This is a genomic window from Pantoea deleyi (assembly GCF_022647325.1).
GTDB classification, from domain to species: Bacteria; Pseudomonadota; Gammaproteobacteria; order Enterobacterales; family Enterobacteriaceae; genus Pantoea; species Pantoea deleyi.
Map to the genome: position 1 here is coordinate 2,290,767 of NZ_CP071405.1, position 25,117 is coordinate 2,315,883.

General features: G+C 50.9%; 28 protein-coding genes. 10 read left to right on the forward strand and 18 right to left on the reverse strand.

Annotation, left to right across the window (positions count from 1 at the left end; genetic code table 11):
- Positions 1 to 2: 2 nt before the first annotated feature.
- The 12 genes from sctT to J1C59_RS10830 are packed head-to-tail and all read right to left on the reverse strand — an operon-like array spanning position 3 to position 11,665.
- Positions 3 to 767: a type III secretion system export apparatus subunit SctT gene (gene sctT, locus J1C59_RS10775; protein ID WP_128084724.1), complete on the reverse strand. Its 765-nt coding sequence runs from the start codon at positions 765 to 767 to the stop codon at positions 3 to 5.
- Between the two features lie 12 nt (positions 768 to 779).
- Positions 780 to 1,034, reverse strand: coding sequence for a type III secretion system export apparatus subunit SctS (sctS, locus tag J1C59_RS10780; RefSeq protein WP_128084725.1), 255 nt, complete (start codon positions 1,032 to 1,034; stop codon positions 780 to 782).
- Entirely contained in the window at positions 1,031 to 1,702 is a 672-nt protein-coding gene (locus J1C59_RS10785) for an EscR/YscR/HrcR family type III secretion system export apparatus protein (protein ID WP_128084726.1), read from the reverse strand. The genes sctS and J1C59_RS10785 overlap by 4 nt, the downstream gene beginning before the upstream one ends.
- Entirely contained in the window at positions 1,692 to 2,615 is a 924-nt protein-coding gene (locus J1C59_RS10790) for a FliM/FliN family flagellar motor switch protein (RefSeq protein ID WP_128084727.1), read from the reverse strand. Before J1C59_RS10790 ends, J1C59_RS10785 begins: the two co-directional genes overlap by 11 nt.
- Positions 2,612 to 3,667 carry a SpaN/EivJ family type III secretion system needle length determinant gene (locus J1C59_RS10795; protein ID WP_158086863.1) on the reverse strand — a complete coding sequence of 352 codons (1,056 nt, stop codon included), beginning with the start codon at positions 3,665 to 3,667 and terminating at the stop codon, positions 2,612 to 2,614. The genes J1C59_RS10790 and J1C59_RS10795 overlap by 4 nt, the downstream gene beginning before the upstream one ends.
- The gene (locus J1C59_RS10800; RefSeq protein ID WP_128084729.1) at positions 3,648 to 4,109 is read right to left on the reverse strand and encodes a type III secretion system protein; all 462 of its coding nucleotides are present in this window, start codon (positions 4,107 to 4,109) and stop codon (positions 3,648 to 3,650) included. The genes J1C59_RS10795 and J1C59_RS10800 overlap by 20 nt, the downstream gene beginning before the upstream one ends.
- On the reverse strand, positions 4,093 to 5,388 hold the full coding sequence (gene sctN, locus J1C59_RS10805; protein ID WP_128084730.1) for a type III secretion system ATPase SctN: 1,296 nt from the start codon (positions 5,386 to 5,388) through the stop codon (positions 4,093 to 4,095). Before sctN ends, J1C59_RS10800 begins: the two co-directional genes overlap by 17 nt.
- Before the next feature lie 17 nt (positions 5,389 to 5,405).
- Positions 5,406 to 5,813: an InvB/SpaK family type III secretion system chaperone gene (locus J1C59_RS10810; RefSeq protein WP_128084731.1), complete on the reverse strand. Its 408-nt coding sequence runs from the start codon at positions 5,811 to 5,813 to the stop codon at positions 5,406 to 5,408.
- 12 nt (positions 5,814 to 5,825) lie between these two features.
- On the reverse strand, positions 5,826 to 7,877 hold the full coding sequence (locus tag J1C59_RS10815; protein WP_128084749.1) for an EscV/YscV/HrcV family type III secretion system export apparatus protein: 2,052 nt from the start codon (positions 7,875 to 7,877) through the stop codon (positions 5,826 to 5,828).
- 47 nt (positions 7,878 to 7,924) lie between these two features.
- Positions 7,925 to 9,046, reverse strand: coding sequence for a type III secretion system gatekeeper subunit SctW (gene sctW, locus J1C59_RS10820; protein ID WP_140917074.1), 1,122 nt, complete (start codon positions 9,044 to 9,046; stop codon positions 7,925 to 7,927).
- A 14-nt stretch (positions 9,047 to 9,060) separates the two neighbouring features.
- Complete coding sequence (sctC, locus tag J1C59_RS10825) at positions 9,061 to 10,842, reverse strand: type III secretion system outer membrane ring subunit SctC (RefSeq protein ID WP_128084732.1); 1,782 nt, start codon at positions 10,840 to 10,842, stop codon at positions 9,061 to 9,063.
- Positions 10,835 to 11,665 (reverse strand): helix-turn-helix domain-containing protein, encoded by an 831-nt coding sequence (locus tag J1C59_RS10830; RefSeq protein ID WP_242281315.1) that lies wholly within the window; start codon positions 11,663 to 11,665, stop codon positions 10,835 to 10,837. Before J1C59_RS10830 ends, sctC begins: the two co-directional genes overlap by 8 nt.
- Positions 11,666 to 12,171: 506 nt before the next feature.
- Here J1C59_RS10830 and J1C59_RS10835 point away from each other — a divergent pair.
- The 8 genes from J1C59_RS10835 to J1C59_RS10870 are packed head-to-tail and all read left to right on the forward strand — an operon-like array spanning position 12,172 to position 16,940.
- Entirely contained in the window at positions 12,172 to 13,431 is a 1,260-nt protein-coding gene (locus tag J1C59_RS10835) for a PrgH/EprH family type III secretion apparatus protein (RefSeq protein ID WP_242281316.1), read from the forward strand.
- Positions 13,424 to 13,687 (forward strand): type III secretion system needle complex protein, encoded by a 264-nt coding sequence (locus tag J1C59_RS10840; protein ID WP_140917076.1) that lies wholly within the window; start codon positions 13,424 to 13,426, stop codon positions 13,685 to 13,687. Before J1C59_RS10835 ends, J1C59_RS10840 begins: the two co-directional genes overlap by 8 nt.
- A gap of 50 nt (positions 13,688 to 13,737) precedes the next feature.
- On the forward strand, positions 13,738 to 14,061 hold the full coding sequence (sctI, locus tag J1C59_RS10845; RefSeq protein ID WP_128084734.1) for a type III secretion system inner rod subunit SctI: 324 nt from the start codon (positions 13,738 to 13,740) through the stop codon (positions 14,059 to 14,061).
- A complete protein-coding gene (gene sctJ, locus J1C59_RS10850) occupies positions 14,061 to 14,831 on the forward strand; it encodes a type III secretion system inner membrane ring lipoprotein SctJ (RefSeq protein WP_128084735.1) in 771 nt (256 codons plus the stop codon). The genes sctI and sctJ overlap by 1 nt, the downstream gene beginning before the upstream one ends.
- 20 nt (positions 14,832 to 14,851) lie before the next feature.
- Positions 14,852 to 15,382, forward strand: coding sequence for a type III secretion protein (locus J1C59_RS10855; RefSeq protein WP_242281317.1), 531 nt, complete (start codon positions 14,852 to 14,854; stop codon positions 15,380 to 15,382).
- Entirely contained in the window at positions 15,363 to 16,043 is a 681-nt protein-coding gene (locus J1C59_RS10860; protein WP_128084737.1) for a type III secretion protein, read from the forward strand. Before J1C59_RS10855 ends, J1C59_RS10860 begins: the two co-directional genes overlap by 20 nt.
- On the forward strand, positions 16,036 to 16,392 hold the full coding sequence (locus J1C59_RS10865; protein ID WP_128084738.1) for a type III secretion system protein: 357 nt from the start codon (positions 16,036 to 16,038) through the stop codon (positions 16,390 to 16,392). Before J1C59_RS10860 ends, J1C59_RS10865 begins: the two co-directional genes overlap by 8 nt.
- A gap of 44 nt (positions 16,393 to 16,436) precedes the next feature.
- Positions 16,437 to 16,940: a lytic transglycosylase domain-containing protein gene (locus tag J1C59_RS10870; protein WP_128084739.1), complete on the forward strand. Its 504-nt coding sequence runs from the start codon at positions 16,437 to 16,439 to the stop codon at positions 16,938 to 16,940.
- Positions 16,941 to 17,092: 152 nt separating this feature from the next.
- On the opposite strand, the gene J1C59_RS10875 is transcribed toward J1C59_RS10870, so the two are convergent.
- The 3 genes from J1C59_RS10875 to J1C59_RS10885 form a co-directional block, all read right to left on the reverse strand.
- The gene (locus tag J1C59_RS10875) at positions 17,093 to 17,860 is read right to left on the reverse strand and encodes a transcriptional regulator (RefSeq protein WP_128084740.1); all 768 of its coding nucleotides are present in this window, start codon (positions 17,858 to 17,860) and stop codon (positions 17,093 to 17,095) included.
- A 304-nt stretch (positions 17,861 to 18,164) separates the two neighbouring features.
- Positions 18,165 to 18,530 (reverse strand): hypothetical protein, encoded by a 366-nt coding sequence (locus J1C59_RS10880; RefSeq protein WP_140917077.1) that lies wholly within the window; start codon positions 18,528 to 18,530, stop codon positions 18,165 to 18,167.
- Between the two features lie 198 nt (positions 18,531 to 18,728).
- Positions 18,729 to 18,917, reverse strand: coding sequence for a hypothetical protein (locus J1C59_RS10885; protein WP_128084742.1), 189 nt, complete (start codon positions 18,915 to 18,917; stop codon positions 18,729 to 18,731).
- A gap of 659 nt (positions 18,918 to 19,576) precedes the next feature.
- Between J1C59_RS10885 and J1C59_RS10890 the strand changes: the two genes are divergently transcribed.
- A complete protein-coding gene (locus tag J1C59_RS10890; protein ID WP_128084743.1) occupies positions 19,577 to 20,785 on the forward strand; it encodes a hypothetical protein in 1,209 nt (402 codons plus the stop codon).
- Between the two features lie 126 nt (positions 20,786 to 20,911).
- Here the strand turns inward: J1C59_RS10890 and J1C59_RS10895 are convergent, their stop codons facing one another.
- The 3 genes from J1C59_RS10895 to J1C59_RS10905 form a co-directional block, all read right to left on the reverse strand.
- Entirely contained in the window at positions 20,912 to 21,553 is a 642-nt protein-coding gene (locus J1C59_RS10895) for a response regulator (RefSeq protein ID WP_128084744.1), read from the reverse strand.
- On the reverse strand, positions 21,553 to 23,025 hold the full coding sequence (locus J1C59_RS10900) for a PAS domain-containing sensor histidine kinase (RefSeq protein WP_128084745.1): 1,473 nt from the start codon (positions 23,023 to 23,025) through the stop codon (positions 21,553 to 21,555). Before J1C59_RS10900 ends, J1C59_RS10895 begins: the two co-directional genes overlap by 1 nt.
- Before the next feature lie 124 nt (positions 23,026 to 23,149).
- Complete coding sequence (locus J1C59_RS10905; protein WP_128084746.1) at positions 23,150 to 23,695, reverse strand: RNA polymerase sigma factor; 546 nt, start codon at positions 23,693 to 23,695, stop codon at positions 23,150 to 23,152.
- A 271-nt stretch (positions 23,696 to 23,966) separates the two neighbouring features.
- On the opposite strand from J1C59_RS10905, the gene sctW (J1C59_RS10910) reads away from it, so the two are divergent.
- Positions 23,967 to 25,109, forward strand: a complete 1,143-nt coding sequence (gene sctW, locus J1C59_RS10910; RefSeq protein ID WP_128084747.1) for a type III secretion system gatekeeper subunit SctW — start codon at positions 23,967 to 23,969, stop codon at positions 25,107 to 25,109.
- The last annotated feature ends 8 nt before the right edge of the window (positions 25,110 to 25,117 follow it).

Consider the following 25,117-nt stretch of genomic DNA (forward strand, 5'->3'; position numbering starts at 1 on the left):
CCTCAGGGAAGAAACTGCTGAAAAGCGGAAAGCGAGAACATATGCAGCGGCTTCTCAGACAGCGAGTGAAAGCCGTAGAAAAGCAAAACGGCAAAGGCAATAAAGCTTTTGATGGTCAGAGAGAGTGAAAAAGGATTGAGCTGCGGGCAGTAACGCGCGAACACGCCGAGCAACATTTCGGCGATCATCATCACCAGCATCACCGGCGCCGCAAGGAGAATGCTGTTTTGCATCAAGACCACCAGCAGATCGCCGGCCTGTTCCCAGTGAATGCCCTCTAAAGAACTTCCTCGTGGAAGCATGCGATAGCTCTGCACCATCACGTCCAGCAGCAGCCGCATGCCTCCGCTGGCAAAAAAAATCGCGCCGAAGGCAAAGTTCAGAAAGCCTGACAGTATCGAGCTTTGTACGCCGTTAACCGGATCGATACTGTCACTGATGGTCGCACCGCGTTGGTTATCAAGAATTTCACCCAAGCCAATGACGATCCAGAAAGGCATGCAGAGCGTAAAGGCCAGAATTAATCCGATAATGCACTCCTTAATAAGGATAATCAGCCAGCCCTGCTCCGGATCGGTTAGCGCGTCAAAACAGGGCCAGAGACCGACGATTGTCAGAGAAATAAGCGTGTTTTTAATAATCAGATTTGACAGAACCCGCTCGCCCAGTACCGGCAACATATAAAAGACGATCGCCAGCCGCGCGTAGACCATGACAAAAGTCAGCACGCTGTGCTGAAAATTAAGATAGAGGGCCACAAACAGCATATATTTTCCGTTTTAACGAAACGCCATATAAAAAGCCTGAGTGGCGAAATTCATCATTTCGGCTGAAAACCACTCCATCAGCATAAAAATGCTGGCAAATACCGCCAGCATTTTCAGCCCAAAGGGCAGCGTTTGTTCCTGAATCTGCATGATAGTCTGAAACAGGCCAACAATAATGCCTACGGTGGTCGCAAAGGCGATAGGCACCGCCGTGAGCTTCAGCACAACAAGCAGCGCGGAATTGCCAATAAATAATACCTGACTCATGATGTCATCAGATCGGCGTACTGGGCGATCAGTCCTTTAGTTAATAAACTCCAGCCGTTCATTGAGACGAACAGAATGAGCTTAACAGGGATTGAGATAGTCACCGGGCTCATCATCATCATTCCCAAGGCCAGCAGGATGCTGGAAACGACCATATCGATGACCACGAACGGGACGTAAAGATAGAACGCAATTTTAAATGCGCTCTGTATTTCGCTAAGCGCATAGGCCGGCATCAGAGTCATCAGCGGCAGGGCCGTTAACTCATGGTCCTCCACTTCAGGCGCCGGCTCACCGCTTTTTTGCTGCTGGACTTTATAAAAAAAGCGGATTAATTCATGGTCGGAATAATTCACCAGATAAGCCCGGTAACTGCCTAATCCCTGATCCATAAGTTGTGTGACAGAGCGGCTGTCATTGAAGTCGATATGGTTGGCTTCGATATAGCCAGAAATTTTCTGACACACCGGCATCATGACAAAAGCGCTGAGAATAAGCGCGACGCCGTTTAAGGTTAAGGTTGAAGGGACCTGTTGTATCCCCAGAGCATTGCGCACCATCACCAGTACGATAGAGAACTTAATAAAGCAGGTTCCCCCGGCAATAATAAAAGGCAGTAAGGTGAAAAACGACAGCAGTGCAATTAACGAAATATCATTACTCAGCATCAGGCTGCACCCTGTTACCTGGCAGAGTCGGGTTCACGTGATGAACCTCAACCGCCAGAGAGCCGTTTTCCAGCGCCACCAGCTCACCGCGGGCAAAGAGCTTTTTATTTAGGTAAATTTTAATACTCTTTTCCGCTTCCGGGGAGAGCGCCAGTGAGGTGCCTGGTGCTATAACCTCTAATTCCGCCAGGGTCACCGTCTGGCCCGCCAGCACGAATTCAATCGTGACGGGCAGGCTGCTCCAGTCGTGCAAAACCTCATCTTCATAATATTCCTGGTCATGCCCTTCCAGCTGTTCTTCCACAATAACCTCCTTATTCGGGTAATAACGCAGTTTAAAAAATCGGCGATCGCCTATTGCCAGATGGGGCAGATTCTCTTTTATCAGCAGCAAATCCCCCGCTGCCACGTCTGCCAGCTGAGCAAGTGAGAGCGCGGTGTATCCCAGCACGTAGTTGAGCTGGAATGGCACATCAATAGCGGTGATGGCCGGCACGGGTAATGCGCGCTCTTCACTCTGTGGCCAGTCAAGACAAAGCAGCGGGCAAGGCTCTGCGGGGATCGCAAGCGCCTTTGCCGGCAGGGTGTCTGCGGGTAGCGTAATCTGTGCGGCATCCCACACCTGCTCCCCGATCAAAAAACTCAGTCCGAGATGGTTTAACCAGCGCGCCAGATAGCTGAGAGGCACCTCCGACCAGGGGATGCCGGGCAGATGGATCTCCATGTAGCCGAGCCAGGCGTCCACGCTAAGCCAGGCCTGCGCCCGGCTGCCCTGCTTATCCTCAAGCTGCACCTGCAGATAGCGCTCCTGCCCGCTAAACCCCACGATGTCGCTGCCAGGATGATGGTTACGCAGCAGTTCAAGCGTCAGCTGGCGGCCGTCAGGCTTGCGTAAATGACCTCTCAGGCTCATTCCTGATCCTCATCCTGCTGTTGCTGCTGCCGCTGCTGCTGCTGTTCATCCCGCTCCTGCTGGGGGCGCAGAAGATCCGGGCTGAGACCCGTCAGCTGGCCCATATTGCGGAGCAGCACATCCGCTGCACGAACATCGGAAGGCAGCAACGTGACATTGCCGTCACGGCGCGCGTCGGCTGGTACAGACACTCTGACCGAATGGTCGCCTGTCCAGCGTTGAAACTGGTAGTTCACCTCGAGTGTCTGGCCATCGTTTCCGCTTTTTACCCCGCTTCCCAGCCCGGCCTGCGTCTTTAGCTGCGCAAGCGTTACGGGGCTATTTCTGCTGTGGGCCACGGTTTCGCCCGGCTTTGCTACCAGACTCTCCGGCTGCTTCGCCTCCTGCCAGAGCGGTCTTGCTTCACCACTTTCTTCTCTGTTCCGTAACGGCTTTTTCTGACCGTCCGCTTCCGCCACAGGGGCCGATGACGTGACGATGAGCGGGTTTGCCCGGGCGGCAACATGAGGGTGCTGAGGCGTAGCGAAGGGATGAAGTTTTGTCGCCACCTTTGCAGGCACCTCTGCGGACACGTCTGTGGATACGTCGGTTGTCACCTGTGTGGCTACAGGTGTGGTGGATTGCGCCCCGGACGTTGATGCGCCTGCCGAAGCCCTGGTGACTGACGGGCCATTGACCTCGCCTTTCCGGACGCTGACCGCGCTGCTGCCTCTGTCCGTGCTGGCCATCTGACCAGCAACCGCCTGCGCCACCTGCCGGCGCAGGCCATCGCCCTGCTTTGTCTGCCGGAGTTCTGCGGCAAGGCCCGGAGAGTCGCTCGCGGCTTGTTTCACCGCCAGCTTTTCGGTTTTCTGCAGACCGCCCCCCCGTGCAGAGGGCGTCGTTAACTGAACCAGCATTTCCGGCGGGAGCATGGCGACCAGCGCAGGCATCTCACTGCTCTTATCCTGTTTTTTCTTTTTCGCTATCTGTTTCAGCAGCGTGTGGTCATCCGGCGTTGACGCCCCTTTCATCGCAACGCTCATACTGACTTCAGAAATTTTTTCTACCATAACCCGCAATCTCCTGAATTTCGCTTTCTGCATCATTGTCACAGCGGCGTAAATATTCGCGGCGCAGTGGCCGCAAATAATAAGAAAGTTTGTAGTGCTTTTTATCCAGCATGCTCATTGCGGCGCGATGCTGCTCAAGGGTGTTCTCCAGACTATATTTTTCGTTTTCCAGTTGATTTATTTTATGAAGAACCAGTTGCAGGTGAGTCAATAACGCGCCCTGCTGCCTTATTCCCTTATAAATATCTGCACGGCTGTGTAACCCGGAGGGGGTTAACATTTTTATCTGCTGGTTAATATCAGCGCACTCCTGCTGATATTCAGCCATTTTCAGCCTTATTTTCGCTAAGCGGTTTTCCGTTTTTACGATATCGCCCTGCAGGATCTGCTGTTTGCGCTCGAGCAGGGAAACAAACTCGCGCCCTTTACGCCACGCTTCCATATAAGCTCTCCAGGCAGGCCTGCATGTCGGTTTTTTCTTCCATGCCTTGCTGGAGAAACGCTTCCATCTGATTTTTGCGATCAAACGCCGCATCGTTCTCCGGATTCTCGCCGCGCCGATATTCGCCGAGATCCAGATAGAGCTGCATCTCTTTCTGACGGACAAGATATTCGCGAAAACGTTTTGCCAGCTGACGGTGTTCCGGATCGGTTACCTGCAAAAATACGCGGCTGATGCTCTGCATAATATCGATCGCCGGATAGTGTCCCTTCGCGGCCAGCTTTTTGCTGAGATAAATATGGCCATCAAGAATCGAGCGAACCTCATCGCCAATGACATCCGACTCCTCCTCATTTTCAATCAGCACCGTGTAGAAGGCCGTGATGGAGCCGGTTAAAAAGCGTCCGGGCCGCTCCAGTAATTTTGGCAAAGCTTCAAATACGGATGCCGGGTAGCCTCTTCGGGCGGGCAGTTCTCCCATGCTGAGCGCCACATCACGCAGCGCGCGCGCATAGCGGGTTATCGAGTCGATAAACAGAAGTACGTTCTGACCTTGCCCGCTGAAGAACTCGGCTATCGTCGTGGCAATCTGCGCCGCGTTACAGCGCTCAACGCAGGAACGGTCTGAGGTTGCGTAAACCAGCACGATCTGAGAACAGCGCGACGAACGCTTCAGCTCTTCCACAAACTCGGTGACTTCACGTCCACGCTCCCCAATAAGCCCGATGACGTAGATGTCCGCTGCGGAGTGTTCAACGATCATGCTCATTAAAGACGTTTTACCACAGCCCGCCGCCGCAAAAATGCCCATACGCTGACCCTGCCCGCAGGTCAGCAGGCCATCAATGGCCCTGACACCGGTGGCCAGAGATTCAGTGATAGGCTTACGCTGAGTAAAATCTTTCGGCGCCCCGCAGGCGTCCAGACTTTGCGCACCGGGTAAAGTCTGCTGCACGCCGTTGTCCAGGCGCCCGCGAACCGTACCCGTTGCGTCAATGATTGCCCCGGCGATATTTTTATGCACATCGATACGAAAAGGCTTGCCGGTAGGCAGCAGGACATTGCTGCGTGAAAAGCCCTGATTATCGTTAAGCAGGCTCAGTAACGTATGTTCCTTATTGAACCCAATCACCTGGGCCGTCCCCAGCACTTCAGGTTCAAGTAAGGATTTCTGGATCTCGCATATCTCACCGATACGCGTTCCCGGCAAATGCGCTTCAATCACATTTCCCTGAATACGTAGCGGGTGTGCCAGATGAACCAGGCATTGGGCGACCATGGTATAAACCTCAGTAATTAAACCAGTACGGCGCGATATTCCTGCAAAATACTCAGGTAGTAATCCAGCATCGATAAAAAATCATCCGACGCGTGCAGATGTTTATCTTTTACCTGAGCGCGCAGTTCAATATTTCCGTCGACGGGATATAAACAGGGCTGCCCGGTGTAAAAATACTCTTCGTTATGATTCATCATCAGCGGTAATAAACTCGCGCTGCAATAGCTCAGCGAGGCCGGAGTCTGCTCAACAATTTTTGCCCACACCCAGACTTCATCATCTTCACTTCTGACGTGAATGGTTGGAATATCATCTTTCATATTCAGAGAGATGGTGGAGTGGTTGCTCAGATCGCTATCCAGAATCTCAGCCATTCCGGCCTCATTCAGCACGCCGGATAACAGTGCAACAACGTCATATTTCATTTATTACCTCGATTAATTTTCTAACGAACCAATGACATCAACATCCACGCCGGATGCAACATCGCCATAAGACAGCACTTCCATCTCCGGATAGCTTCCTTCTATGATCTTTTTCACAAAGCGCCGAATATCCAGCGACACCATCAAAATAATATCGCGAGCGTTAGCGCCGTTGCTGATAATGCACTGTTCGAGGCTTCTGATAATGCTTTCTGTTTCCGGCGGCGGCAGATTGATAAAGGTTCCGCCAGAGGTCTGGCGAATGCCACCACGAACCAGGTTTTCCATATCGTGCGACATCACCAGGGTGCGAATCTGCCCGTTGGCCGCAAAGCGATTTGAGATGTAACGTGATAACACGCTGCGAACGTGCTCCACCAGCATAATAGGGTCCTTTTCTTTGGGTGCCCACTGGACTAAGGCCTCAAGAATCAGACGCATATTGCGGATAGAAATACGCTCCTGTAACAGCCGCTGGAAAACCTCAGTAATCCGCTGCACAGTATTATTCCGGTAACACTCTTTAAGTAGCTCGGGATATTTTTTCTCCAGATCGTCAAGTAACGTTTTGGCCTCCTGAATGCCGAAGAACTCAGAAATATTGTGCACCAGCAACGTCGAGACGCAGGCGTAGAATTCATCGATCGCCGCTCTTGAATAAAAGCCAAGTTGTAAGGCGGTTTCACTTCGTTCCTCCGGGATCCAGTAAGCGATACCCTGCGCTGTTTCCACCGCCTGCACGGCCGGGTCAATAACCTGCAGCTCGTCGCCACGCATCAGCACTTTGCACATGCCTGGTAAAATGTCATAGGTGGCAACGTGAATTTCATTAATCGCAACCGTGAGCTTGCCGCGTGACATTTGCGGGTCGTAGTTCATCACGACTTCCGGCAGACGCACGCCGTACTCAATAAAAAAGTTACGCTTGAGCAAAGAGCATAAATTATTCTCCTGGAAGTAGGCCTCGTAGCCTTTCCAGGCAGTAATGATGAGCGGGATCGTTTCCGGGATATACTCCCCGTCGATCATCACCGGTTTGCTTTTCAGCACCGGTTCTTCATCCTCTTCTGCCGCGTGAACTGTCGGCTTGTTCCCTTTTTTCGCCGCCAGTTTATCCCTGATGAATATGCCGAACAGTAAAGCGGCCAGCAGGACAAATACCGGTAACGGAAAGCCCGGCAACAGCCCCAGAGCAATAGCCAGCACGGCCGTGACAAGCAGGATGAATTTATTGTGAAACATATCCTGCAGGATTTTCGCACCGAGGTTGGTATTCTCACTGTTATTGACGCGGGTGACGATCAGGCCGCCGCTGATAGAGATTAACAGTGCCGGAATTTGTGCAACCAGCGCATCGCCGATGGTCAGTAACGTAAATACAGACATCGCATGGGATAAATCCATGCCGTGCTGTAATGTGCCCACCGCGATCCCACCCAGTAAGTTCACGAAGATAATAATGATCCCCGCGATGGCATCGCCCTTGATAAACTTCATCGCACCATCAAGCGCGCCATATAACTGGCTTTCCGCTTCCAGATCGCTGCGGCGTCGCTTGACTTCTTTTTCGTCGATAACCCCTGCCTTGAGGTCAGCATCGATACTCATCTGTTTGCCCGGCATAGCATCTAATGAGAATCTGGCGGCCACTTCCGCAATGCGCTCCGACCCTTTGGTGATGACGATAAACTGCACGATCGTCACGATAAAGAAGATGACAAAGCCCACCACCAGATTATCCGCGATGACGAACTCTCCGAAGCTGGCAATAATCTCCCCGGCATCGGCATCGGCCAGCACCAGACGGCTGGTACTGATTGAGATCGCCAGCCGGAATATCGTACTAATGAGCAGAATGGAGGGAAACGTCGAAAAATCCAGAATTCTGGTAATATAAAACGATCCCAAAAAAATCAGCAGCGCCATTGTCAGGTTGAGTCCAATCAGGAAATCAACCAGGTAGGTCGGCAGTGGGATAATCAGCATGACCACGACCATAACCATTATCGTTAAGATAATCAGCTCTGGCCGGTTACGCAGTTCAAGTATAAATCGTCTAAGCATAAGTAGTTGCACATCAATCCAGGGCAGACAAATGCGATTGCCTGCGATTATTTATAATATTCATTCCAGATGCCGGTATTTTTCTCTTTTTCGAGCATGTCCCGTAGTAAAGCAGCCAGATGATTGACAATGACGTCCCGATAAAGCGTATCGACGAAAATAAAGTCAGGCGTCACGTTATAAACGTTGCGCAATTCCTGAATGACCATCGACCGCTGTTTAAGCAGGAGTAATGACATAAAGTTTTTACTGAACGCGTTCAGGGTGACTTTAAACTGGTCAGCGTCCACTAAACCCGCCATATAAAGCCCGACAATATCCCCCTCGCCCAGCATCTGCTGATGATTTCTCATCTGTTCCCGGAACGGGAATTTTGCAAAACTTTCGTTCAGCAACTGGTCAAGCGTGTTGAGCAGGCGTGCATCTGACAGTTTTGCGCTGAGCGGGCCGAATTCAGAAGTGTGAATACCGGGTTCATTGGCTTTCATATCAGCAACCAGCGCCGACAGCGTGAAGACCAGCAAACGCGTTCTGTTCTGATAACCGTAAACATCAATCCAGTCTTTATAGATAAAGCCTGCGGGCATCTCGAGTTCAAGAAAATTAAGATAGCTATTGCGCAGATCCTTCGCCGACAACGGTCTGTCACCACTACCGTCGCTGAACCGTTTTGCCAGGCGACCGACGTTCATTCCTGACTGCATTTTTTTAGTGTCGGCAAACTTTTCTAAATCGGCGATCGCCTCTTTAATTTTCTTCTTCTGAAGTTCAGAGAGCTGGCGGCTCAACAGCATTTCACGCAGTGCGAGCATTAAGTCGCTGTCATCCGGGAAAAGCTGGCGGGCGAAGTTCAACAGGTTATTGAAGTCGCTCAGTCTGGCTACATGTTTAATTAATGTGTTCAGCTTCTCGTCAGCCAGATCCTCAAGCATAGAGGAGACAAAATCGTTATCTGCGCTGTCGTTTTTGCGGCCGGCTTTGCTGAAGCGACCAAATGCGCTGAGGAGATCCGCCATTTCCTCTGCGGCATTATTCATCTCTTCCTGCAAATTGATCGGCAGTGCCTCTTCGCCCGCCTCCACTTCGGCCCGGCCTGCAGCATCACGGTTGTCCAGGATGGGTGATTCAGGGCGATTAAAGTCAACGCTGGCAACAGAACGAATGTCCATAATTCACCGGGTCCTTAATTTTTTTTCATCGTTTCACGCAACATGGAGACCGTCGATTTCAACGTGACGTCATTCCCCGCCCACGTCCGGCCCAGGACGGGGTTATTATCCTCCGTTCCCCGGCCCTGCCAGGTTTCTCCGCTCGTAAGTAAACCGGGTTGAATAAGGAACAGGCGAACCATTTTTTTGTGGCTGGTATAGCTGTAGTCGAACAACCGGCCTAATAGCGGAATGTCACGCAGGAGCGGGACGCCCACATTATGATATTCATCCTGGTTGCGGCTGTAGCCACCGACCAGCAGGCTATAGCCCACGGGTACGCGCGCCTCCGTACTGATCTGGGTGTTGTTCACCATGGGTAAGCTGTCGACATTTTCGGTTTTCCCCTCCGCATTAAGGGGCAGGCCGCCATCCTGAATATTCAGGATCATCTCAATCTCCTGCTGACGCTGCGCGAGACGTGGCAGAACGCTAATCATGGTGCCGTAGGTAATCTTTTCGAGTGAGGCGTTACGCTCACCTATCAGCTTGGCGTAAAAGCTGCTGTTGTTATCAAAGAGCGCCGGCACATTTTCCTGCGTCAGAATCTCCGGACGTGAAACCACCTGCGCATTGCCTTTTTGCGCAAGTGCGGAGACATCCGCCAGAAAATGAAGGCTGTTTTCCGGCGTCAGTGCACTGGTATTAAACGTCACGCCGGTGTTGCCTATTTTTGCCGCACCCTGCCAGCGAATTCCCAGCTCGTTGATATCATCCTTCGAAATATCAATGATCCACAGTGACAGCTGAATCTGCTGTTTAGGGACATCAATGGCGCTGACTAAATCCTCAACAAAACTCACCTGCCTTTCGGAACCCTGAATAAGCAAGCTGTTGGTGTCCGGGTAGCCGACGATATTGATGGACGATTGGGCGAAGGCCTCTGACTCACCCTCCCGCTTCGCCGATGACCCCGAATTAAACAGAGGCAACGGTGGAAAATTTCCCTTTTGCGTGGCCGAAGCGGCCTCAAGCGCGCCTCGCGTATCATTGTCGACGGTGATGTTCGCCCCGGCCAGTGCGGAACGTCCGCCACGGCTGTCGACCGTGTTATTCAGCAGCTGGTTCAGCACCGTCGCGACGCCCGGCACGGTGACAGGGCTGTCGCGCTGGGTGAAGGTGCGGTCGTTTACAAACGTGTTTTTAAGCTTGATCACGCGGATCGTGCTTTCACCTGTTCCGGGTCGGGCATAGGTTGCGTCAATATATTTTGCCGCCGCCGCGATAAGCTCGACATAAACCGGCGGCCCGGAGACATAAAACGAGCCAGAGCGCCCGTCTGAACGCAGCGGGAAACGCGCGTCGTAGAGCCCTGATGACTTGATGAAGGCCACTAACCGGTCAAACGGCGCGTAGGCCAGGCGCACAATGTTGCTTTTGATTTCGCTGGCGTCGTAAACGTATACGGAGCTGCCGTCGTCATACCAGATAAGCCCGGTCCGTGCAGCTAAGGTGTCTAACAGCGTCTTCGGCTTACTCAGGTCGAACTTACCTGACACCCGCTTTCTGGCCGCTTCCGTACTGACAACAAAAGGTTTATTCAGCGCGCCACCGATGACAAAAAACAGCTGCTGGACGCTGTTATTACTGGCGATATAGGTATTTTCGTCGGCCCGCGAACCGTTACCGACATCGACGGGGCCACCCGAATAATCCTGCGTATCCAGTAATGCGCCGACGGCCGGATTACCGCTCAGTACGCCCAGCAATACGTACGGCAGGCAGCGGCGCCGCCGTTTCGCAACCATCTTATTCATCAAGCAAGCCTTCCAATTTTTTAAACTCCCTCGGTGTAATGCCAAACAGCGATTTTATTTCACTGGAGAAATGAGACGATGACGCATAGCCGTTATTGCCTGCGATGGCCGCAATTGAATTATCTTTTTCAATGAGCTGCAGGGCACTATGCGCCGCTCGCCAGAGGCGCAACTGTTTTTTTGGCCCCCGGGTAAACGCATGGTGGCAAAGCTTTCTGAAATAGGATTCAGATACACCATAAATTTTACTGGCATTACCAATCTTATGGCTGTCGCTCTCTTTATCTTCATTCATTACCTGCGATAACAGAAAGTGGGCAATCCAGTAGCTTTCGACATTCCTGACAAACGAAAACAGATTCTCAAGGCGGCGATCCTGGGGCTTTAATAATGTAAAAATCAGCACGCCCATCAGCGTTTTACATTCACCGTCAACTAAAATGGCCAGATTCCGCTCGGTATGCATCAGTAAAGCCGCATGGGGCTCTCCCGCGCATGGCTCGGCGATCACGCTGCGGGATTTCGCCTGATAATCGAGAAATGAAAATAACGTGGCCGCCTGCGACATCGAGACTATTTCAATCATCCACGCCCCTGCAAAGGTAATTTTCATGTTATCCAGGGTCGATAACACAATAGGGTGCGTAATAGTATTGAGACGATCGTCATAGTTCTCCCGCAGTTCTCCTGTGGCCGAGACGGCCAGGGTGGATTCACGGTTTAGCGGACGGGCAAACAACATGCCGTTATTTAAATCGATACATTTATCACTCACGAAAAGCGGCATTTCCGTATGTGCGCTATCCTCTTTTCTCTGCCGCATTATGTTTTTCTGATGGCATTGAGTATTGCTGACCCGCATAGTTTTCTCTTACCTCAGCTCGTGTTCAGAAATGATATTTAATCACTCGATTAAGAACTATCTAATGTGCCTGAGAATCTATCAGGAAATCGTTGCGCGTCAATACAGGTTGTACGAGATAAAAAAAGAATAAACAGAATAAAGAAAAGAAAAAGCTTAATAATAAAAGAGTAAAAATCATAAAAAAAGCTTCAACAAAAGATCAACATACAACATTGAGTTTGCGTATTGAGAGCGCTACAGTGGCCCATCTTAACGAGATAATATTCCTGAAACGCCAGGAAAATTCATTGTGAATATAACAGTGCTTTTCATGCGCGAGGCGCTTCATGACTTTTGAAACTCTTTTAATTAAAAGGAAGGGCTTAACATCAGGATGTTGTCGCGCAGATTAAAATAAAACCGCATGGGCTTTGCTCGTACGAACGTGTTTGACATTATTAATGGCCCTTTCTATGAAGAGCGACATGAACGAATTACATGATGACAGGCCTGTACCAGAGGCACAGAAAAAATTCACCCTGAAGGTGCTGTTTGGCCCCATGTTTGGCTGTGAACTCCACCTTCCGGCAGACGATTACTTTCTCATCATCAACCCGGGGCTGGCACTCCAGGATGACACGACCGCCATGATGTCGCCCGGCGATCATGCAGCCGCCTATACGCATAATACGCTTTATCTCCCCTGTGACATGCCGTCACCCAACATTATTCTCCGCTTATCAGCGCGTTACCAGGGTGACGAATCAGACGAAGGCTATCGGCTTGAAGTACAGGGAACAGACAAAAGCTACACGGCACGGCTAAAGGAAAATGAGATTTTCGTGCATGAGCACATCCGCTTTGCCATCAAACGTGACGAAGAGAACTGGCCGGCGGAGATTGAAAATTTTAATCTTCCTCCGGCCCTCAGTGCGGAATTTAGCGAACAAACCAGGCGGCCCGATTTTCGGGTAAAAAAAAATTACGCCCTCACTTTCGGTTTTTTTATTCTCTTACTTCTGGTGATTACCGCGGGCGTTAGCGGGTATAAAAAACTGGAAAGTGAACGGCAGGTGGTAACGTTAAATGAAGCATTAGCGGGTGCACCGATGCCTGTCGATATTGTTCGTGGCCGCGATAATCTTATCTACGTGCTGACACGAAACTATCAGGCAATGGAATGGACACGGGAAGCGATCTTCAAACTAAAGGGCAAAGAGAGTGTGGTACCTGTCTGGTTAACGCAGCAACGAAATGAGGTCGTTGCGCAGCTTGCGAACGCGGGCTACCCCGTTTTACAAATTGACGACGCCAGACCTCAGCACCCGACAATTGCACTTTACAGAAACTTAAACCAGCAGGAAGAAAAAAATTTCAAAGCGGCTGTTCTGAAAAAAATCCCCTTTGCCCTTGATATCCGGGTTCTGGTTAAAACCAAAGATCAGTTATTACAGGACGCTCGCCAGGGCCTGGACCGCCTGCACATATATTACCGCCAGATTAATTCTCCAGGCGGTTACGCGCTAGTGATTCGCGATGACCTCAGCGACAGCACCCTGCGTTCTTTGCAGCATTTCATTAAGCAATACAATCACCAATGGGGAAGCCGCGTGATTAATTTTTCAATTAATCTCGACGAAAACTGGTTACAGGATAAGTCGTATGTTGACTCTTCTAATGGCTATCTGTTTTTGAACCCTCGTCATTGGTACTTTCCCCTAAAACAAGGAGACTTAAATGGCTGATTCAAATGCGTCTGCTGTAGATTTCAATGGCTATTATCTGGATGAAGTATCCGCTGGCTTCGAAGCGGGTGCTAAAGACATGATAGAACAATTAAAGACAGCCGAGGCTCAGCTGAAAGCCGACCCGTCTGATCCGGCCGTGCTGGCCAATTATCAGTCGAAACTACAGCAATACACGCTGTTTCGTAATGCCCAGACCAGTACGGTGAAAGCCTATAAGGATATTGGCGCAGCCATTATTCAGAACTTCCGTTAACCAACATGGGTACGTGTCGCTCTCGTACCCTTTTCTGCTATGGAGTAAGTATGAGTCAATTTAATGACGCCTTGTCGGCACTAACCCGGATCTCGCCAGACACCCTTAACCCGGATGATAGCCTGTCCGTCAGCGTTCACGACACAAACTTTAATAATTTAGTGTCCAGCACATTTACTAAAGTCAGCGAAACCGACGCGCAGTTTAAACATGTGATTAATACCCTCAGCCAGTCTCCGCATTACACCAGCAATCCGGAGAAGCTACAGATGTTACAGAACTATATCGGTGAATACAGTAACTACGTCTCTCTGGTGAGCACGCTTGCACGCAAGGCGGTAAGCACTATAGAAACTCTGGAAAAATCGCAATAATGATGAAGAAATGTTCACGCGTCCTCGCTGCGGTGCTATTAACGTTTATGCTTAGCGCCTGTAATGACGAGAATCTTCTCTTCAACCTGACGCAGGAGCAGGCCAACCAGGTTCTGGCCATTCTGCAGCAGCATAATATTTCTGCGAAAAAGGCCGGCAATCTCAAAGCGGGTTATACCGTCTCGGTCGGAGAATCTGAAAGTACCGCCGCGCTATCCATTATTAACCAGTACCAGCTGCCGTGGGCCGCTGACGTTCAGATTGGCCAGGCGTTTCCGGAAAGCGCGTTGGTGGCGTCACCCAACGCCGAGCAGGCCCGCGTCCTCTCATTACAGGAGCAGCGGCTTGAGCAATCCCTTCGCATGATCGCTCAGGTGGTCAATGCGCGTGTTCACGTCAGCTATCCCCCGTTTAATAACGATACAGGCGGAAAAAAGGCCACCGGTCATGTCGGCGTGCTGATTTCTTATAAAGGGGAGATTGACGATAATCTGTTTATCTCGCAGATAAAAACCTTAATCAAAAATAGCTTCGATGACGTACGCTACGAGAATATTTCGGTGGTGCTGTTCCCCGCCCCGGTTATCCAGTACGTTGCGCCGACCCGCGTTCCCGCACGCATCCCTCTTTTGTGGATCATTCTCTTTTCCGCGATGGGGTTATGCGCAGCCGGCATCGCGGGCCTGATGATCTATAAGCTCAGACAACGCCCCTCTTTACCTCCGCATGAGGCAGCAGAACAGATTGAAGACGAGGCGGCGAAATCATGAACGCCGGCGATCCGCGCATAATGTCCATTTTATACGCCCCGGCAGGCTACACGCACCACAGCCACCTGGCGGAAATTTTCCGGGCGCCTGAAACCCGGGAGGAGAAGCTACTTAATTTCTGGCTGCTGAGGCATGGCAAACTCTCTGATCTGCCCCCGCGCTGGCAGCCCGACGAAGCCAGGTGTTCGCTATTGCTTACCCACTGGCATCTGATTCCCCTCGCTGCACATCTGATTGGGGGCTATCTGCAGCGGGAGAGGCTGCCTGAAATGGGTGCCGTGCTGATGTCTGACCCGCGTCTGCTGGCCTTTATCTCTTTGCCGCTGCTTCACGAGGTGGCGCTTGATGACGGCGATATCGCGCTGAATACCGCGTCCTGCGGCGTTACCTTCATTCTGGGACAGTTTCCCGGTTTACCGGCCGCGCTGCGACAGCGTCTGATGCTGCATTTCCCGTCCGGCATGGCGCTTGCGCAATTCGCCGCCCCGAAAACGCTGAACCACATTAATCTGCTACGAATGGCCTTCACCTATGCGCACCATTACTCTTGATCAGTTACCCGACGATCTGCATCACCTCACGGTGATCAAATCCTCTGAGCGAAACCGCCATCAGCGGATGGCCGTGGCGCTGGAGCGTACCCTGAATCGCTGCAGTGAGATTCATGCCGAATATGAGCAACAAACGGTGAGGCTGCGTGAAAACTGTGAGAGGCAGGCGTTCCAGACCGGCTTTGCGCTGTTTTTCTCGCAGCTGGTTACGCTGCTTGATGAGTATCAACGCCAGCAGCATAAGCGACAGGACGCTTTTCGCCAGCAGATCGCCACCGCACTCAGGCAGTCCTTACACGATCCGATGATCGTCGAGCGCATTATCCATCACCTTCAGGAAAAGTGTGGGCACCAGAAAGCGCTGCGCATCGTTATTCCGCGAGCGGTAAAGCTGCCGGACGGCGCGGACACCTCGAACTACCTCTATACCGATGACAATCATATCACCGTGCAAAATGACATGGATGCGGTGCGCTTTCCGAGCGAAACGCTGTGCCGCAGCTGGCTGGAGCAGGCGGATGAACACACCGCCGGTTTGACTGATACCCTCGATCACCTGACACCCGATCTGCTGCGCAATCTGGCAGGGAAACTTATCGATATGAGCCACCGTATCTCTTCAGAAACCGTTAACCCGGATAAGGATGAAAACCATGAATAGCATCAACACTATTGCCTCTTCGTCGTCATACGTTCAGGACGGTGACGCGGCGGACGAGCGTTTTAACGATAAAGTGCGCCACTATTTTCAGCAGACGAAGCCCGAACAGACGCTGGGCGAGATGATGAATGAAATGCGGGCGCTTTCCCCCGACAGGAACGTCTCGATGCACCAACTCAATGAAGCGCTGCTCTACGCCGACACCTGTTTGCGCAATAGCGATGCGTTCAAAGATTATGCTTACAACGTGCTGGATAAACGCGCTTCTCAGCTGCTGGGAGTGAATATGCTTTTTAATAACATGATGTATAAAAGCTTCAACGAGACCGACAGCGATCCGTCGTTATAATCTTCTCAGCGATTGATGCCGGTATAATGCCGGACAGACAAATCATGAAAATAAAACCCTTTACGCCCGTTGCGCTGGCCCTGTCTCTTTTGTTCTCCCCCTGGGTGATGGCACAAAAGGTTGATTGCATCATCGAAGCCGCGCAGTGCTTCCAGATAAACCCCTTGCTAATCAAAGCTATTATCTGGCAGGAGTCCAGAAACCGTCAGCAGGCAGTGAATCGCAATACCAACCGCAGCGTCGATGTTGGCATAATGCAAATTAACACGATAAATTTTAAGGCGTTACAGGCGCTGGGCATTGATGAAACGTTACTACGGGAGAATAGCTGTGCTAACGTTTTCTCAGGGGCCTGGTTGCTCAGCCGAAGTATTGAGCGCTATGGCTATACATGGGATGGAATAGGTCACTATCATTCAAAGACGCCGGTGCATCATGACAGGTATGTCAAAAATATCATTTCCCTGATTGCATATCAGACAGCAGTTATCAATAAAATAGAGGTGCCCGGCCAGGATGGCATCCGCGAACGTTTCGTCTGTCGATAACGAGGGGTAAAAAAATAACGCAAGCATTTTGCTTGCGTTTTAGCATTAGAATGACCAGTCAGCGACTTCCCCGGTAAGCAATAAAAATGACAAAAAAATGCATTGTGCTTTTTTAATTGATGCCTGCTAATAAAAAGTAATTTCTCACGTCATTAATTATTTGAAGCGGTATCCTGCCGCGTGACGCATTTAGCACTCGATAAATTCGCTTTAGACTGACAGATTATTCCCTGGGTGGTGTTGCAGCAATACAAAAAATGTTCGCCCGTCGGCGAAACGCGGTTAGCTAACGGCACCTGGCTAATCTTATCCTCATCTTTAATCAGATCAAACGGATTACTTCTTGCCGTCATGGCAACAAAAATGAGACTAAAAAAAAGCGCAACGGCTGCACTTAAAAATAATGTCTGCGGCGAAAACTTCTTACTGTGTAGCAACTTTACGGGGGCAGGATGAGGGATAACCGACATCGACCCGGTACTCACGGAAGTCACATTCATTGTCGGCCGGGCGGGAAAAGAAACATTGTCTGCTTCACGGTATTCAGGAAAGGATGACGCAAAACCAGGTTCATGGGGCTCCGCTTCAGGCTCTTCACAACTGGGCCTGGCCGTAAGCTGATACCCCAGCTTGGGGATCGTGACAATAATACTTTTTGTCTCATCTCCCAGACTTACTCTTAAAGACCGGATCATCTGTGCGATACTTTGTGAAGTCACATAACCGCCCCCCCATACTTCAGCAAGAAATTCAGCCTGAGAAACAGGCTCAGGGTATTTTCTGCACAGTAATGCCAGCACATCGGACTGTTTTTTCCTTAATTGTACAATGGTATCGTCTTGCTGCAGCGTTCTCGAATTCGGATTAAAGGTGAAATTAAGAAAGTAAATTTTTCCTGCATTTACTACGCATTTTTTCATTTTAAATCCCTTTGGCGTTTAGTTCTTTGAGTGAAGGTACCTTCAGGAAAACGCATGAGTGAATATCTCAATCCATGATATTAAATTGCTTCTGCCAGATCGTCAGAAGACAAAAAACCAACCTCTTTGTAACTTTAATTTAACAATGACGAGGAATAATGTCCTTTCCATTTCGATGTGCACAAAAGAATTAAACTCAATGCGAATTTACTGTGAATGTAATAAAACAGTACCACCCCACCCATAGCATGTGAAATTGATTTCAACGATCGATGCATATTAGTTAATAGCTAAAACATATCATTCATTTATTATTTACGATAATATTTTTAGTCACTTCGTCCTTATTATAAGCATTAAAAAATGACGTCCCTGTCACCACTGAAAGTAATGTCCTCACGCTACATGAATATTTACTTTCTCCTGAATAAGAACAAAGGATGAATACATATTTCAGACAGCTACACCTGATACATCTTCTTATTTTGCAAGCAGAAACATAACATGCGCTGATTAGACGCTCTATCAAAAAACGCCTCTGGCGATCCGGCAGCGGAGTGATGATCAACGTTGCCGCCCCCTTAAAACCTCCTGTTTTAATATCTTCGTAGATGACCAGACCAGATTTTACCGGCACAACGTTCAGTGCTGGCGAAATAGTGCCTTTCACCACACGCCTCTGCTGCGTGTTAACATCGGTAACGATATTCCCATTTCAGCGCATGATGACGCGGGAATGACAGTTACTGCTGGTAATGCCATTATTTTTCAGAAGACAGGCGTTGAATTCATCTTTACCTCAACATCAACTTTACGCGAGATACTACAGGGAATGTTAATGTTTTTTGCACCGTCTGTGCGAAAGCCCCTACGCTTTGAATATCATTTTTTCCAGACCCTCCCGGTTCAAATCACTCTCTCTCTGTGGCAAGCGATCCTGGCTGGCGTTTTTATAACAATTAGCCGCAATTAAGTATTCAATGTAATAATTTTCAGCACCGTGCTCACTGTCGGCAAGGTAATTGGCACAGAACAGCTTCCCCGTCATTTCTGCCACAACTTACCTGTGCGGGTTAACCTGGAATAAAGCGCTTAAAGATGTCGTATTCCTGGCATTAAGATGACAACAACCCGATTCAGGTTCCGGGCAGACACAATAAGACATGATAACGCCGCCGTTAAGAAGCCTGAAGATGACGACACTGCGGCCTGTTTCGTGACTAAAAAACTCCATCGGACTAACTCTGCCGTCGTCTGCCGGGGCGTTCCTGCAGCTGATCTGCCAGCAAAGATCGCCATCCTTATTTATTAGGTTTATCAGGCCTCACGATTACGCTAACGGCACTCTCTCCACCGTTCCAGCAACGGGATGACGGCTTTATCCATTATCGCCCCGAGAAATGTCCGGTCTGATCCTGAGCTGGACTTTGCGCCGTTGAGCCGGGGTTTAGTGGCGATTCCGGCAAGCCGCAACGGCCTGCGCCATGTTTCAGGCGCATTCACTGGGCATTCCTCACACGAAAATGATTATCAGGACGGCACAGCGGGAATGATCTGATTCAGGTTAGTGCGTAGATTGCCGATATAAACAATAGCGCGAACTGCGGCGACAGGAAAAATGTATAAAAAGCGTTTTTTAGAAGAAACGCTCTGGCGGGCGCTATACGATTCCGGACATTGCTGAATTTCTCCTTAATCAAACCCCGGAACAAAATCATGTCTGACTCATTGAGCGTACGCGACCAGAACAGCTTTATTTCAGCCTATAAAAACTTACTTAACGACAGTGATAAACGGATTCATAAAGGTGATATTAACACGCTGAACAGAATCCTTAATAAATGCGATAAAGTTGAGGTCGGCCAGCTGCTGATGACAAAAATGGCGTCATGCCCTAAAAACCCTGCCGCGCTGAAGGATACGTTCTGCAGGTTATTCGACAAGCTCGAAGCGCAGAGCTCCAGAATGCATGATAAAAAAGAAGAGCAACTTAAAAACATTCAACAAAAACTGGCTCCGGTCGTGCAGGACATGCATAAAAACGAAATCAATGCGCACAATGCAAAAATTAACGGCGAAATGGAAGGCGTTTCTGATAGCCTCCAGTTACTCTCCAAAGCGATCTCACAGAAAAAAAGCCAGATCGCTAAACTTCAGACAGATATCGACAATGCTGACATGCAAATCAAAAAACTGCATCATGAGATCACGCCTCTCGCGGATGCGCTGAAGCGTACCTCACCCAGCGCGTTCGCGGCCAAAGATGCCGAGCGCCTGAAGAAAACGGAAGAAAAAATCAGTCAGATCGAGACCAGCAAAAATGCTGAGATCAGTAAATTAAAGAAGATCATTGCTGCACATGAAAACAGTCGTGCCGTTCTGCTCGATTTTGCAAGGAAGCACGGGATAACCAGCGCAGAGCAGGATCTTGAAAAAGCGGAGGCGGGCTGTATCTATGATAAGCAGGATATGGGGTTTGGCACCACCAGCTGGCGTGAACATCTGAGCAGCGATAACTATGCCATCAGGCAGTTCGGTTATGCGTTAAAAGAAGGCCGCCGCGACTATTCTGCTCCCACTAAAGTGCCGGATCAGGCGGGCAAACAGTGGCAGAAACTGGTACAGAACTTCAATGATGCGCCTAAAAACATCAAGGCACTCAAAAGAGAAATATCACATCTCAGGAATGAATATAACCGTGATATCGGTCAGTTCAGGCCTGAAAACCTTGTCTCTGCCAGACAGGAGATTGAGCAGAGAATCAACGTCAAACAAGCATCCATTCGCTTATTAGAAAAAAACAAGGCGAGTGCTTCAGGTGAAATGAAATTACATCATGACACTCTATCCGCGCTTGAAGCCAGAAAGATTCCGCTCATCGCGAAAATGGACGCGCTTAAATCTCATCTGAAACAGGACAGCTGATTCATTCTGCTTCTCAGAGGCTAAATCCACGCCACCGCGTGGATTTTTTATGCCCCCTTCCGCCAGATCCGCCCTCTCTGACCACCGCACACTGCCCGCGACGCATCAGGCGGTGGCAACAGCAGGTTACTGCACCAGGTTATGCTGCAGGGAATATTTCACGATGTGGGCGTTATTGGTAAATTTCATCCGCTTCATCATGCGTGATTTATAGGTGCTGACGGTTTTATTGCTGATAGAGAGCGCGTCGGCTATCGCATTAATCGACTCCCCGTGGGCCAGCATGATCATGATTTGCCGTTCGCGCATCGTCAGGCTCTCATGCGGGGCGCGATTCGCGCTCTGGTAGTCAGAGAAGATAATCTCCTGTGCCAGATCGTGATCGATATAGCGCGATCCCTGCGCCACGGTACGGATCGCGTTGAGTAACACCTCTGGCGACTTGTCTTTGGTGATATAGCCCAGCGCGCCATTATTTAAAACGCGCCGGGTAATCTGCGGCTCGTTGTACATGCTGAGTACCAGAATACGCAGCTGGGGATAGAGAGGCAGCAGGCGGGTAATGAGATCTTCTCCGCTCATGCCCGGCATAGAGATATCCAGCAGCAGCAGATCGATATTGTGCTGACGCAGGCGCTCCAGCACCTGGCCGCTATCGGATGCCTCACAGACCACGTCGATATTCTCATCAAGCGCAAAAATTTGCTTCAGGCCTTCGCGCATGATGGCATGATCGTCGGCAATCATCAGACGAATGCGTTGACTCATCACTTATTACTCCCGGTTTTCATACTGGATAGGACAGACTTCGCGCTTACAGAGAGAGGAAACGTCAGTTTGACCCGCGTCCCTTTACCGGGTGTGCTGTCGATGGTCGCTTCTCCGTTCAGCATCCGTCCCCGCTCTTTCATGCCATGCAGCCCGCAGGTTCCTTTCTTCACCCGACTGAGATTGAACCCTTTCCCGTTGTCGACCACGTCGATAAGCAGCGCCTCCGGCTTGAGTTTGACGAAGATATAGACGTTGGTCGCGCTGGCATGACGGACGACATTCGTGAGCGACTCCTGTACCACGCGAAACGCCGCCGTCAGCGTCGCCTCATCCAGCACTACGGTGTGTTCGTCCGGTGCAAGCAGGACGCAGCGGATGCCGTTGTTCTTTACAAACTGGTCGCGCAGCCACTCCAGCGCCGGAATTAATCCCAGATTGAGCACGTTGGGCCGCAGGCGGGTCGAGACATCCCGCACCACCTGGATGGTACTGTCCAGATGCCCCATCAGCTGCCCGATTTTCGCCTGCTGCGCATCCGCCGTCTGATCTTTTCGCATCGCCAGCAGCGACAGCCCGGTGCGCAGCGCGGTCAGATGCTGGCCCAGCTCATCATGAATATCCCGCGCCAGCTGTTTTTTCTCCGCTTCCCGCGCCCGCTCCAGGTTGTGCGTTAGCTGCCGCAGCTCCTCTTCGGCCTTGCGGATTGCGCTGATATCGCGCCCGACCGCCAGCACGCTCTCCAGCTCACCGTCTGCGGCATATTCCGGCACGCAGCGCACATGCAGAATGCGCTTCTCCCCCTGATAATCGATCTCCAGTTCATCTTCGGCCACCTTCTCATCCACCAGGGTGCGTGAGACCAGCTTAAACAGGCTCAGACCAATCCCGCCGCGCTGCACGCTTTCGGTCAGCGGCCTGCGACGGAGATCGTTTTCACTGAGATTAAACCCGCTGCGGACCGCCAGGTTGGCGTAGAGGCAGCGGGTCTGCAAATCAAACCGCAGAATAAGGTCGGGAGAGTTTTCCACGACCTGATGCAGCTGCTTTTCCCGCTGCTGCTGCTGCTCTTTTTCCCGGCGGATTTCATGCATATCGCGCACAATGCAGAGGATGTGCAGCTCACCCGCCTGCTGATAACCGCTGCAGCTCACCTCGACGGGAAAAACGTTATCGCGACCGGTATGATGGGAGGTGAACTGTATCCCTTCCGGGCGGGTACTCAGCTTCCACCAGAGGGCAAAGACATCACTGTCGTGCAGTTCTTTATCAATGATGTCGAAGCTCAGCTGTGAAAATGCCTCGCGGGAGTAGCCCGTCAGCTGGCAGGCCTTTTCGTTGACATATTTGATCTGCAGCTGGCTGTCTATCAAATAGATCGCATCATGAATTTTGTTTAAGGCAATATTTGATAAACCGGAAATCGTGGTTTCGTGACGCTCAGTCTGGCCAGATACACCCTGTAAAAGCATTATTCCCTCCGGGGATTTATCAGGCCGCAGAAATAACGTTCCAGCGGCATGATAGTCATTACCCGCTAAATATCAACGAGCTGATAATTTTAGCAGTTAATTTGTCCTTTTCGGCAGGCCCTGTTCAGGCGTAAATCCTGCCTTTCAATGTTTCCCGTGCCCGTGAGAGTCGTGAACGCACGGTGCCGACCGGGATGTTTAACTGCTGCGCAATATCCTGATAGCTGCCCTCTTCCTCCACAAGCATCGAGAGCATAACCCTGACGTCGACGGATAAGGTTTCGAGGGAGGCCAGCGTATGACTCAGCAATTGTCGGTTTTCCGCCAGATCGCTGGGATCGTTATCCTGCAGCAGATCGGCGGTAGTCTCATCATCAAGGTTATCAAACAGATAGTGGACCTGTTTCGACCTGTAATAGTTACGAATTAAATTAACGGCGATGCCAAATACCCAGGTTTCCGGGCGGGATGCGCCGCGAAACTTATGGCGATTACACAGTACTTCCAGACAGGTCATTTGCAGGATGTCATCCGCATCTTCATGGCTGGTAATCCGCTTCCGAATAAAATTTAACAGCTTCTTATTATGCGTTGCGAAGATCTCATCCCAGTTTACGGTAATGGCTAACGGGGACTCTGTAACCGCAGATACAAGCGTTGAATTAAGCATTTTCTTATCTCTTAGTAACAGCAATGGATTGCGTTACACAGCAAGAGATATGCCATCCGAAGTTTAAAAAATAAGCCGCTGTTTATGAATAGATTTAATTCTTAATACAGATTTATCTGAGAAATTTTTTACGCCTGATACCCGTCGGGAAATGCAAAAAATTGCACTGATTTTCTGAGGAAATTATTCGCCCTTTTTTTTACGGCTTTTTCGGAACCGGTCTGCCTGTATTGACACAGAAAGAGAGAATAATCATTGAGGAGGGCTGGCGATGCTGAAAATACAACATGCGATACCGGCGCTGGCGCACTCGCTGAAAGCTCTGCATAAAAATACGCCACCGGCCGCCGCGAAAAACGCCGTGCCGGATAATATCCGCGCCAGGGAAACGTCACTGAATGACGCGATGGAAGAGATAGGTGCCGCATTCAGCGAAAAAATGGAGCGGAAGCAGAAAGCGCAGCAGCGCCGGAATGCGTTACGCGGTCAGCCGCGTGGCAAATCCGGGATCAGCAAAGTCGGCGAGCTGAATGCGCTGTTTACGCTGCTCGACGGTGGCGATGAACATCCGGCGCTGGAGCAGATGGCATGGCTGCGTGACGCCCTGCGTCAGGATCCCCCCCCGGAAAGCGACACCCTGCTGGAAAAGACCGGCGGCGATCCGACGCGCACCGCCCTGCTGCTGCGGATGGTCGGCGAAGAGGCACAGGAGCGCGGTGACCGGGTGCTGGCCAGCCGGGCCGGCACGCAGCTGGATAAGCTGCAGCAGACACACGGCCAGACGATTCGTGCAGGCAACAACACCGCCTCTGCCATCGCCGGTTATACCCGCGATCCGGAGCGTAAACAGTCGTTACGTAACCTCTATTACGACGGCATCGTCCACCAGCAGTCCGCCACCCGGATGCTGGATATGCTGCTGGAGCTGATCGGCTCACGCAATCTGATCCCGACGCTGCGTACCCTGCAGCGTGCACTGGCAGACGATCTCGCCGCCCTAGCCCCCTCGATCAGCGTCATTACGCTCGGCCGTATCCACCGTGGACTGCGCGACGCCGCCGGGATCAACCAGACGCTGAGCGACAGCACTGCCTTTCTGCAGCGCATGCGCAGCAGAGTGCCCGGCGTTGCCATGAACGGCCTGACGCTGGCGCGCCGGATGCTGAACATCAGCCACAACGGCGCCTATCAGAGTGATTTTAGCGGGCTGGCGGACGAGATCCTCGGCCAGAACAGGCAGCATCTGCCGCTGTTTCTGAGTGCGCTTTTCCCGCTGCTGCACGGCGTCCCGGCCTCGCTCTGGCCCGCCCAGGAGAACCGCGACAGCGCTCTGAAGCTGCTGCGCGGCATGATAACGGACGTCACGAAAGCGGAGCAGCGCCAGCAGCGCCGTAACCGCAACGCAGCGTCGTGAGGCAACAA